General features: G+C 43.2%; 10 protein-coding genes and 3 pseudogenes. 6 read left to right on the top strand and 7 right to left on the bottom strand.

What is annotated here, in order from left to right:
* Nucleotides 1-81: 81 nt before the first annotated feature.
* From glpK to H6G32_RS26565, 5 genes and pseudogenes are all read right to left on the bottom strand, one after another.
* Nucleotides 82-1584 (bottom strand): glycerol kinase GlpK, encoded by a 1503-nt coding sequence (glpK, locus tag H6G32_RS25770; RefSeq protein WP_190463515.1) that lies wholly within the window; start codon nt 1582-1584, stop codon nt 82-84.
* A 35-nt stretch (nt 1585-1619) separates the two neighbouring features.
* Nucleotides 1620-1760: a hypothetical protein gene (locus tag H6G32_RS25765; RefSeq protein ID WP_190463512.1), complete on the bottom strand. Its 141-nt coding sequence runs from the start codon at nt 1758-1760 to the stop codon at nt 1620-1622.
* A gap of 225 nt (nt 1761-1985) precedes the next feature.
* Nucleotides 1986-2243, bottom strand: a complete 258-nt coding sequence (locus tag H6G32_RS25760) for a hypothetical protein (RefSeq protein WP_375539820.1) — start codon at nt 2241-2243, stop codon at nt 1986-1988.
* A gap of 31 nt (nt 2244-2274) precedes the next feature.
* Nucleotides 2275-2349: pseudogene (locus H6G32_RS27515) on the bottom strand (tyrosine-type recombinase/integrase); the annotation flags it as partial.
* Nucleotides 2350-2478: 129 nt separating this feature from the next.
* Nucleotides 2479-2673 carry a hypothetical protein gene (locus tag H6G32_RS26565; RefSeq protein WP_206757982.1) on the bottom strand — a complete coding sequence of 65 codons (195 nt, stop codon included), beginning with the start codon at nt 2671-2673 and terminating at the stop codon, nt 2479-2481.
* Nucleotides 2674-3282: 609 nt separating this feature from the next.
* Here H6G32_RS26565 and H6G32_RS25755 point away from each other — a divergent pair.
* The 4 genes from H6G32_RS25755 to H6G32_RS25740 all read left to right on the top strand — a co-directional run bounded on the left by H6G32_RS25755 (nt 3283) and on the right by H6G32_RS25740 (nt 8393).
* Entirely contained in the window at nt 3283-3900 is a 618-nt protein-coding gene (locus tag H6G32_RS25755; protein ID WP_190463510.1) for a hypothetical protein, read from the top strand.
* Between the two features lie 107 nt (nt 3901-4007).
* Nucleotides 4008-6599: a coiled-coil domain-containing protein gene (locus tag H6G32_RS25750; RefSeq protein ID WP_190463508.1), complete on the top strand. Its 2592-nt coding sequence runs from the start codon at nt 4008-4010 to the stop codon at nt 6597-6599.
* A 26-nt stretch (nt 6600-6625) separates the two neighbouring features.
* Nucleotides 6626-8227, top strand: coding sequence for a hypothetical protein (locus H6G32_RS25745; protein ID WP_190463506.1), 1602 nt, complete (start codon nt 6626-6628; stop codon nt 8225-8227).
* Complete coding sequence (locus H6G32_RS25740) at nt 8172-8393, top strand: hypothetical protein (RefSeq protein WP_190463505.1); 222 nt, start codon at nt 8172-8174, stop codon at nt 8391-8393. Before H6G32_RS25745 ends, H6G32_RS25740 begins: the two co-directional genes overlap by 56 nt.
* A 479-nt stretch (nt 8394-8872) precedes the next feature.
* Here H6G32_RS25740 and H6G32_RS25730 read toward each other — a convergent pair whose 3' ends face one another.
* Together H6G32_RS25730 and H6G32_RS25725 are read right to left on the bottom strand one after the other, a co-directional pair.
* Nucleotides 8873-9040 (bottom strand): hypothetical protein, encoded by a 168-nt coding sequence (locus tag H6G32_RS25730; protein WP_190463503.1) that lies wholly within the window; start codon nt 9038-9040, stop codon nt 8873-8875.
* A 173-nt stretch (nt 9041-9213) separates the two neighbouring features.
* Nucleotides 9214-9649: pseudogene (locus tag H6G32_RS25725) on the bottom strand (transposase); the annotation flags it as partial.
* Nucleotides 9650-9803: 154 nt separating this feature from the next.
* Here H6G32_RS25725 and H6G32_RS25720 point away from each other — a divergent pair.
* Nucleotides 9804-10154 carry a histidine triad nucleotide-binding protein gene (locus H6G32_RS25720; protein WP_190463501.1) on the top strand — a complete coding sequence of 117 codons (351 nt, stop codon included), beginning with the start codon at nt 9804-9806 and terminating at the stop codon, nt 10152-10154.
* A gap of 189 nt (nt 10155-10343) precedes the next feature.
* Nucleotides 10344-10621: pseudogene (locus H6G32_RS25715) on the top strand (photosystem II q(b) protein); the annotation flags it as partial.

The raw sequence follows: 10621 nt of genomic DNA, 5'->3' as shown, positions 1-10621 counted from the left end.
TATTAACATAAAGGCGCGTGGGACACACGCCCTCAAAGCTCAATCAATGTCCTCATAGAGGAGTCGTTGAGAAGCCCACACTCACCCGAAGGGGAGTGTGTGGAGTATGTCACTAACAGCCTTCTTCCAAAGCCTGTAATAACCTTCTCTCTGTACAGCATCCATCTTTGGTTCCCAAGTCTTATCTAAAAGCCAATTATCAGATAATTCCTCCAGGCTACTCCAGAAACCTGTCGCCAAACCAGCAGCATAAGCTGCCCCTAAAGCTGTAGTTTCTGCTACTTGAGGACGAATCACTGGCACACCTAACACATCGCTTTGAAATTGCATCAGCAGGTTGTTGTACACCATCCCACCATCTACTTTCAAAGCTGTTAAATTTACCTGCGCGTCTTCTCTCATCGCATCTAAAACTTCACGAGTCTGCCAAGCTGTTGCTTCTAACACTGCGCGGGCAATATGACCTTTATTTGTGTAGCGAGTCATACCCACAATTGCACCTCTAGCATCATTGCGCCAATAGGGAGCAAATAACCCAGAGAAGGCAGGTACAAAATAAACACCACCATTATCTGTAACTGTACTGGCTAATGTTTCTACCTCTGCACTGCTTTGAATTAATCCCAAGTTATCACGCAACCATTGAACTAGAGCACCAGTAATGGCAATACTCCCCTCCAAGGCATAAACCGCTGGAGCATCACCCAACTTGTAAGCTACCGTTGTCAATAAACCATGTTGGGAAATTACTTGTTGCTGGCCTGTATTCAGCAGCATAAAGCAACCTGTACCATAAGTATTTTTGGCTTCACCTACCTGAAAACAAGTTTGTCCAATTAATGCAGCTTGTTGATCACCTAAGTCAGCAGCAATGGGAACTCCTGCCAGAATACCTGTAGCTTTGCCATAGATGGCTGATGAAGGGCGAATTTCTGGCAACATTTGCCGGGGAATGCCCATAATTTCCAAAATTTCTGGTTCCCAGTCCAGAGAGTTCAAGTTCATCAGCAAGGTACGACTGGCGTTGGTAACATCGGTGATGTGCAAACCGCCTTCTGTACCACCTGTTAAATGCCAAATCAAAAAAGTGTCAATTGTGCCAAAAAGAGCGTTACCATTTGCGGCTGCGGCTTTTAATTCTGGTATGTTTTCCAGTAACCATTTGATTCTAGGTGCGCTGAAGTAGGTAGCAAGTGGTAAACCTGTGGTGGCGCGAAAACGGTCTATCCCACCATCTTCTGCTAGTTGATTACAGATATAGTCAGTTCTGGTATCTTGCCAGACAATGGCATTGTAGTAAGGTTTGCCTGTTTTCTTATCCCAAACTACTATAGTTTCCCGCTGATTAGTAATGCCAACGGCTGTAATCTTGGCGACTGTAATATTACCCTGCTCTAAAGCATCTTTAATCACAGTTTGAGTAGATGACAAAATTTCGTTGGGGTCGTGTTCCACCCAACCTGGTTGGGGATAAATCTGCTGATGTTCTTTTTGGGCATAGCCAACAATTTTACCCTGCTTGTCAAAGATGATGAAGCGGGTGCTGGTTGTTCCTTGGTCAATTGCAGCTACGTATTTGGTCATGGGTTTATGTTGATTGGCTATGCACTGTTGAGAGATTAAAGTTCCCAATCTTGAGGTTGTGGTATTTGGCTATGCTTGGGTTGCATTCTGCTGTCAGTTAACAGTTTATTCCAACCAGCTTCACCGGGAGAAATTCGTTTGGCTTGGGGTAGTTCAGCCAGTATCCCAGATACCAAGTCCTCAACTTTCTCATTCCAATACAATGTCGGTTATTGATGCTCCAATCTGGAAGATAAACTGGTTTCCTTCTACTTGGTCTTGAATCTGTCCTGGTATTGTTCGTCGCTGACCTTTTCCATCCAGTCCACGGGCTTGCCGTCGAGTACCTCCTGAGTGGCGATACCAGTCATCGCCGTTGTTGCTTAAGGTGGCGATCGCGACAATGGTTTGTTGTCGTGCGTTTAGGGTTTGATCGTGTTGGCGACGAACATCACTGCACCGTTTGGCCGCCGTCGATGATCATGGCGTGCCCAACGACGAAGGCAGCCGCGTCCGAATCGCTTCCAGCGGGCGCTACGCGCCATCGCGCCGCGTCCCTGCTTGAAGATCAGCGGGATCTCGTGCTTCATGCACAGGAAAACGCCGCGGAGGTTGATGTCGATAATCCGGTTCCACTCCTCCTCCTCGTACTCCGCAGTCGGAGCCGCCTTCCTCTCGATCTCGACCCCACCCTCGTTGGCTCAGTGTGTAGCGCACCGTATGCTGAATGTTTTTGTGTCCTAGATAGTGCTGAATAGATCGCGTGTCGTGCCCATCGTTGACTAGTGGTCTAGCAAGACAACTTTGCTGGGTTTGTAGTAAGCGCTGAAGCGCTCAATGCAAGGACTAAAGTCCTGACTACGAACTTATTCACCCATCAAAGTTGGTGTGGTGGACTACTAGTACTCTGTCCCATTAATTTTGAGGGGTTGGATAAATCTTTGAAAGCTTAACTCTTGCGTCTTCTGTACGAAAACGCCAATCTACACAAACTTTATTTTGATTGCGATCGCGTTCCCAAATCGATACCTCTGTTTCTAAAGTTTCAAGATCCGGAATTCTTCTTTGAAGACATTGACAAACGAGTACAGACAATTCAGATTCAACCATATTTAACCAACTAAGTAGGTCAACCTAATTAAACGTAAAACTCTCAACTTGATACTGACCTTGGTTAGCTCGGTTATTTATACCCTCAATAATAGCGATCGCTAATTCATATTCATCCTCAAGTAAGTATAAGCGTATAATTGCAGTGTTAAATTAGTGGGAATGAGTTGGTATAGTCTACTATCAGCGACTTGTCCTCAGAATTAATCACGACAATTACATTTTTTTCTGTTAACAAAATATTAATAGTATGTATATATGAGTAAAGTAGAAATTTTATTATTTATGTAGATTTATTTAGAGCAACTTATAAGTAAATCTATTTTATTTATTCAGATAATAAATAAATTCTAATATATAACCAATTGCTATTGGGTGTGAATCCCCTTAGCATCTTTTTAGATACATAATTTTTTACGTCTTAAGACAGATGACAATCAAAACCTTGGAGATCAAATAGCTAGTAGTTAGCGGGGTCAAATGAGCGATCTGATCAAGTCCGGAAGTGTTGAATCTCGCAATTAAACTTGACAATTTTTAGACCTGTAAGACTAGCCCCAAGGTATCGACCGTCATAAATCGCTTGCGTCCTTAATCTTTAAAAAACCAATGAGTTATCTTTCAAAATTATTTCTAAGCGTTGGGTTTTTCTCTATTTTAGGGCAGAGCTTATTCCAAGAAAGCTATGCTTTTTCAATTAAGAATAATCTACTAATTGCCCAATCTGAAACTTGCCCAATAGACGAGGGTGACTATGATGATAGTAAGGATAAGAAAGAAATTCAAGAATCATTTGCAGAAGATAAGTGCGAAAAAACTACTTTACAAGAACCAACTATTTATTATCGTTACTATTCCAGTGACGGAACCCAGAGGGGGAGATTTATGACGAATACGCTATATCAAGATCGCAACCAGGTTATTGAGGATTTAGCTCTTAATCAAGATTGGGGAAATTTTGTAACCATGGTCGGAGCAGTTATTCTTCCTAAGGGTACTGTTGTCTATAAAGGAAAAGTAGCTTCCCAAGAAAATAAAGCCAAAGATTGTAAATATAAAGGGGGTGGAAATCAGTTTTTCGTACCCAGAAGATTTCTATCAGATAAGGAAAATACAGGAGAAAGAAAAGATTTTACCCAGATGTCTTGGTTTTCTGCCCCTAAAGATATGCTATCTCCTAAGCCTTACGTATGTAAACAGATACAAGAAAGAATGAGAGCGCAGTAGTTCTAAATTCAAAATGTATCGAATTCAACAGAAAGAGTCTGAGTGATGGGTAGGGGCTGTTGCACTGAATGGTGCTGATTTAATTCAGAAATTTAAGGGGGAGTTTTATGGCATTTTTAGATAGAGAGCAGGGAATCATGCAGCTTATCTATAACAAGATAAACGACATGATCGGGGGAGGAAACCAGTTATTTAGTATGCAGTTTCCAGCCCAACCCTTGAATTATCGCATGTATCAATATGACACCAATAATAGGAACAGCGTGTTAACGCGACCCTATACGGTTGCAGAACAAGAATTTCGTCTTTCAGATCAACTGTTTGACATTTCTCCTATTACAGCAGGATCGAATGGGGAAAAGCTCTCGATTGTGTACGATACACTCGTCAATAACTTCATTCCCAAAATTGATTATTTGATACCCTTCATCAAAGATCGAGCCGGTCTTGGGACTTTCCTGCTCGAAGATAGTGGCGAAAGAGATGAAAACAAGAAACCACTTTCACGGATTGAACTTTGCAAGAAGCTTTACAAAGAATATCTAGAGGAAAAAAATAAATGGAATGAAGAGAAAAATAAGAAGTTTGATGAATTGAAAGCCAAGGAAAATGGTCTCGATGAATATGCCAAGTGGCAAAGTTCTTACGCTGTAGTGCGTCAAGAGGAATTGAATAACCTTTACAACGATGTGGTGGTTCGAGGGCTTTTTCATGAAGTGCTCACCATTTTAGGTTATCTCAATGCATCATCCATTGCCGAACAATTGGAAACGAGCAAGCAGAAAATGCGGAATTCTTCTAGGGTATCGCTGGATGAATCCATGACTGTATATCCAGTGCAATTTCAACCGAATAACTGGTTTAAAGCGCTCTCTCCCAATCTTAATCCTGAAGATTTGACAATGGCAAAAGAATCCATTCGCGATCAGTTTGTCGCGAAACAACGGGAGCTGGCGCGAGCAAAGACAGAACTACAACAGATGCAGTTGATCTCTGCTAATCCGGATGAAATTGAGCGGTTAGAGGCATCTATTGAAGCCAGCAAGGAAAATCTTAACCAAGCAGAATCGGCATTGATCAAACAATATGGTGAAGGAGTGGTTGGAATTGCCAAAATTTACTTCAACGTGATGAATGTTGGGGGCAAGATTGGGAATGTGGTTCCAGCTAAAGCTAAAAAACTGGGGGCAACCGACGACTCTCAAACCTATATTGATGCGTTGGGTCAAGCTGTCAAAGGCATTTCTGACACCTATGAAAAACAACAAACACTCACCAGTGCCATCTCCAACCTTGCCGATCTAAAAGCTAAAAAGGCACAACTGGAATCGCGGGATTGGCAATTTAACAAAGTGAGCATGGAGCAACGGGTGAATGAGTTGCAAACAGAAGTGGCTTATTACAGTGACATCTTGGCGGGTGTATTTAAAGAAGCAGCGAAAACAACCCGGATCGATCTAGAGCGCAAATCCTATGTCGATCAAACCCTGGTCTATGAGATTGGGATCGCGCCAACGGTCACTGGAGGCAGCTTTAAGCTAAAAATAGGTGGCGATCAAACCGATCCGATTAACGTTACCCTGACGTCTGGGGATATTGACTATGCCGCACTCAAGTCAGCAATGGAAACTGCGATCAATGCTAAGCGGACTGGGGCGACGATCACAGAGGTATCCGGCAGTTCAGGGTATTGGACGTTAACCATTCCCAATATGGTGGACGAACAGAGCATTATTGCCATTGAGGATGCTTTATTGCCAACTGTCAACGTGAAGGAACCTGCAATCTTGTCAACGCCACCGACAGAGGAAGACGCTGAGATTAGTGGTATGTTCCAGGATATTCTGCTCAAAATTAGTGATTCTAAACAGAAAGATGAACAATCCTTAGATACGCAAGCGAGTAGTACCAAGTGGGGGGCCAGCCTGTGGTTTGCTTCTGCGAGTGGTCAATCGAGTTCAGCCAGTGCTAAAACCACACAGCGGAGTAACTTCTTCAATCAAGAAATTGAAATTGGGTTTCGGGTGGCTAAAGTCTCATTCGATCGAGGGGGGTGGTTCAATCCGCAACTCTTCAAGATGTCTCATGCCTTTTTCAGGCTGGCTGACCTGCGCGTGTCACCCGGCATCACGGTAGATGATGTCAGAACTAAAAGTCAAACAGAGCTTAAGGTGCTGACTGAATATGAGGAGTTGGATAGCAACGGCAAGAGCAATGGGAAAAAGGACAAATACATCTTGCCCGCTTTTCCGGTGGCAATGGCGATCGCTAAAGATATCACCATTAAGGTGAAAATGACGCAATCAAATAGTGAATCTACCAAATCAGTGATTGAGAATTCAAGTAGTGCAAGTGGTGGATTTCTCTGCTTTTCAGTGTCTAGTGCGTCATCCAGCAAGAGTTCCTCAGAAGCAACCTTCCATGGAGCTCATGGGGAGTATTACTACATTCGCATTCCTGGACCACAAGTCATTGGCTACTTTTTGCAGTTCGTCCCACAGGACAATTCTGTTCCTTATACTCCATTGATAACTGAATCAGGGAGTAGTCCTGTGATTAATGCTTTTCGCCTTTTCGATAACGCCCATCAACTTCTTGGAGCAGATGATGATCGTAGAATAAATCGCCTTACTAGCGATCATGCCCTCTCGAGCAATACTGATTTAGATGATATCGCTCGGTTGGTAGGGAATGACTGATCCAAAAGCAAAGAGATGCTAATACGATGAGAATAGTCACCACAAAGGAAAATACCTACGGATTTGAGATCGAGTTTTGCACCCACGACAACACCATCCTGCGCTATACCCATATAGAAATCGCAAAGACGATTCTTTCTGGCGATGCGTTTGAGAAGGGAAACCAGATTCCGCTCAAACTAGAGACAGACTCTGGGGATGTACTGGAATTGGTTACACCCCCTATCATTTTCAATACCCCTCAACAGGCAGCACAGTTTAGAAACGAGCTTGCCAAATACCTCAAAGAAACGGTGGCACGCCCGACCACATTTGAGGGATGGTGGTCAAAGGCTAGTAAGGGGATCATACAAACAATGAACGAAGCCTACACAAGGATTATGGGGCAACCGGGCAATAATCCTTCTTGGATTTACCAAAGTCAAAGTACAGACTGGATTGAGATAGATGTAAAAGACATTGCCCTTAATCTCTCTGTGAACAACATAGACGATGGCATAAACATCGCGGCGGCCAAGTTACGAATGCAGCTCATTACCGAAGTCGACGACTGGCCACAATCTGCGTGGAAGAAGGAGCTTAAAAAGGCTATTTTGAGCGCAAGCAGCAAGGATTGGCCGATTGGTTATAGCACACAAACATCCATCCCCATGCAGGGTTTAGATTACGTAAAGTACGTAATCGGTCACAAGCTGCTGAAAAGCAACGCGAACCTTAGACGATTGGAAACGCTGCTGGCGGACAATCAGTACGTGCAGATCGCCAGTATTGATAAAACACTTCAATGGGAAACAGTGGAGCGCTGGGCAACGACCTGGTTTTGGGGTGGAGTAATTTTCGATCTATTTGTTGTATTCTTAGGCAGAGGAAAAGGAGGTGAATGTGATCTGTTGACACGTTTTCTCAACGGAGATAACTTGCAGTGGTCGAATAAGTTGGGTCAATGTAACAAACAGATATACACACCAAATCTCAACAAAGAGGAGGCTGCCATATTTATCATTGCTCAGAAAACTCTTACCGGTGCCCTTGGCGCTCTTAGTGAACGGTCACAGCTAAAAAAACAGCAAAAGGGGTATCAAGAGATGAATGCTGCCGCCATGGAGCAGAGAGATTATGTTAGGCAGCCGGATGACGGGGAATATTATTGGTGCGAGTACCATTCTAGCCTTAAGGATCTGCTAGGTGTGTGGTTCAAAGGACACTTAGCAGATGTACTGATAGAAATGGCACCCAATGGGATTAGTGGGAAAACAAGTATCAAAATCAATGAACCATCTGAAACTCAGCTCCAAGACATTTATACCCAACGCCTCAAGGAGGTGACAGATCAGTTGGAAAAATTGAAGCGTATGCGTTTCTTGCCTGAATTTACCTTTATTCCTGACGATAGCAAGCTTGCCCAACTTGTAAAATATCACTTGGCTGTAATTGAAGAAACGGCTGCGTTTCTAAGCAACCCGCCTGCCTGGTTCAGTGTGGAGAAGAAGCAGAAGTTTCTCGAATATTCGAGTGGGGGTACGTTTTGGGAGGGCAGAAAGGATACAATGATAGACCCAATCTACCATATTAATGAGAGCAGCACAAAATACGAAACATTCTTCCTGGTGGAGCATCGAAACAACTGATGATTCCGGTGCGATCGCCCGATCTGGTGGTCGGGTTGACCAAGAAAACCCAACAACTCCTCACCTGTTGACTTTCGTCGCTTCAGCGATCGCCTCTTTAATTCTTCTGCTTTTAGCCCACTGCATAGTCACTCATTTCCTGCATGAAAGGAGGATGAAAACCTAACACAGTATCTTATTTTGGTACGCCCAAATCGACTAAATCTGCCGCAATATCATGCTCCGTTGAATTGTAAAAAATCCCAATTTTATCATTCCGAATATGCTGTGCAAGTATAATGGTTAGTAATATAGAGCACTTTAGTTTATACCTTTTAATATAAGAGTAGTCCAAACTATAAAACCAAAATACGATTTTTATTAGTAGCCACTTCAGATATAGCGGTTCCCGACCTAGTGAGGTACGTTTTCAAAGCTACTAGCCTTGGTCAACAAGATTTGGGTGTACCTCAGTTGCTTAGAAACCGCTATAAATATTTTATAAAATCTGGCAGGGACTGAAATAGATATAGCGTTTCCTAGTCTGCTGAGGTACAAATCTCTGCGTACCTCTGCGCTTTACTTTGCGTCCCTTTGCGTTTCAAAATATTATCTGTACCTCACGTAACTCTTAATCGCTATATTACCCTGCACAGTTTTTGTGAGTTAGAAGCCATGATGCATTGGATTGTACCCTTGCTGCCGATAGTAATCATCTGGTTCTATATCCAGTGGGAGAGAGTCAATCTCTTCACCATTGCGAATGTCTTGAGACATGAGCGCTTTGCGTTTGCGTTGCAAATAACTTTTGCTATCTGCAATTCTCGCTCTCATCTCCTATTGTCCAAAATTTATCCCTTGTTCGGCATATCCAGCAGACAATTGATTGTAGCTATCAACATCAATTCTTTTGCGGCGCTCCATTTCTGCAAGCAATTCATCACTAATACCAATACTCAGAGCATATTCAACATACTCTTGTTTGAGAGAACCATCAGGATTAAATTTCTTTAAAGGTTGCTCTAAGGCAATTCTAACATCTACTTCCCAGAGGTTAATAACTCGGTAATCTTGACGAACTTCTAAACCAGCAAGATTAGACTCATATCGCGTCGGTATTTCTGCTTCACTGGTTTTAAGAATGTTAATTAGTACAGGATACGTTGGTAATTTATATTTTTCCTCAGCGAATCCTGAGTATGCACGCATTCGTCGTGGCATTTCTGGTTTATACCTCAATTACAATTCATTGAGAACCAGAAATTTTCCATACTTTTGACTCTCAACGTGGATGAATACATCACTTTCTCGGCTAATCCACTGGAACTCTGAGTTGAGAATTTCCCCTGCAACCACATCAGGTATTTGCGTCACCCATTTTACCCAGTTGTCCGGTGCGAGGGTAATTGAGCGTTTGGTGCTGACATCGGCAGCTTTCGTCATCGAGATATAGACGCATTCACTACACAACATCTTAAATTTTTTGACTACAAACAAGCGATCGCACCCCAATTATGAGAATACACCAGGCGATCACTAGAAGCGATCGCTCCGCGCCATCGCCTAAAATCTTTAGCATATATATAGGCAACCTAGCATGAGTGCAAGCACAGATACGATTTTCAGCAAAATCATTCGTCGGGAAATTCCCGCAGATATTGTTTATGAGGATGATTTAGCCCTGGCATTTAACGACGTTAACCCCCAAGCCCCAGTTCACATCCTCGTTATTCCCAAAAAACCTATTCCCCAACTAGCTGAAGCCGAATCTCAAGATCATGCTCTATTGGGGCATCTTTTGTTAACAGCCAAGCGTGTCGCCGAACAAGCTGGACTGAAAAATGGTTATCGTCTGGTTATTAATACAGGTGCTGACGGCGGTCAAACTGTTTACCACTTACATCTACATATCCTGGGAGGACGGCATCTAGCCTGGCCTCCTGGTTAAGCAAATCAACAGTGACGTACAGCAACCTGCTTTCTGTGCGTCACATCCACAACATATTAGTAAAACTCATAACTGTCATAATTAAATCTGTATTAAGATATATTTACAAATCTCAGTTAAGCCGCTATGGTTATATACAGATAGGCAAAACCACCTATCACATACATAAAACAAAGCACTCATAAAAAAATGACCACAACCTTACAACAGCGCTCCAGCGCCAACGTATGGGATCGCTTCTGCGAGTGGATCACCAGCACCGAAAACCGGATTTACATCGGTTGGTTCGGCGTGTTGATGATTCCTACCCTACTAGCTGCTACCACCTGCTTCATCATCGCTTTCATCGCTGCGCCTCCCGTTGACATCGACGGTATCCGTGAGCCAGTTGCAGGTTCCTTGATCTACGGAAACAACATCATCTCCGGTGCAGTTGTTCCTTCCTCTAACGCTATCGGCTTGCACTT

Source organism: Cylindrospermum sp. FACHB-282, assembly GCF_014697195.1.
Taxonomy (GTDB): domain Bacteria; phylum Cyanobacteriota; class Cyanobacteriia; order Cyanobacteriales; family Nostocaceae; genus Cylindrospermum.
The sequence above is the reverse complement of the archived record's forward strand: the minus strand, read 5'-3'. Positions and strand labels throughout refer to the sequence as shown.

What these genes read in the sequence shown, in the direction of transcription:
- glpK (WP_190463515.1), bottom strand. Translation starts at nt 1,584, where the DNA reads ATGACCAAATACGTAGCTGCAATTGACCAAGGAACAACCAGCACCCGC.
- H6G32_RS26565 (WP_206757982.1), bottom strand. Translation starts at nt 2,673, where the DNA reads ATGGTTGAATCTGAATTGTCTGTACTCGTTTGTCAATGTCTTCAAAGA.
- H6G32_RS25755 (WP_190463510.1), top strand. Translation starts at nt 3,283, where the DNA reads ATGAGTTATCTTTCAAAATTATTTCTAAGCGTTGGGTTTTTCTCTATT.
- H6G32_RS25750 (WP_190463508.1), top strand. Translation starts at nt 4,008, where the DNA reads ATGGCATTTTTAGATAGAGAGCAGGGAATCATGCAGCTTATCTATAAC.
- H6G32_RS25745 (WP_190463506.1), top strand. Translation starts at nt 6,626, where the DNA reads ATGAGAATAGTCACCACAAAGGAAAATACCTACGGATTTGAGATCGAG.
- H6G32_RS25740 (WP_190463505.1), top strand. Translation starts at nt 8,172, where the DNA reads ATGAGAGCAGCACAAAATACGAAACATTCTTCCTGGTGGAGCATCGAA.
- H6G32_RS25730 (WP_190463503.1), bottom strand. Translation starts at nt 9,040, where the DNA reads ATGAGAGCGAGAATTGCAGATAGCAAAAGTTATTTGCAACGCAAACGC.
- H6G32_RS25720 (WP_190463501.1), top strand. Translation starts at nt 9,804, where the DNA reads ATGAGTGCAAGCACAGATACGATTTTCAGCAAAATCATTCGTCGGGAA.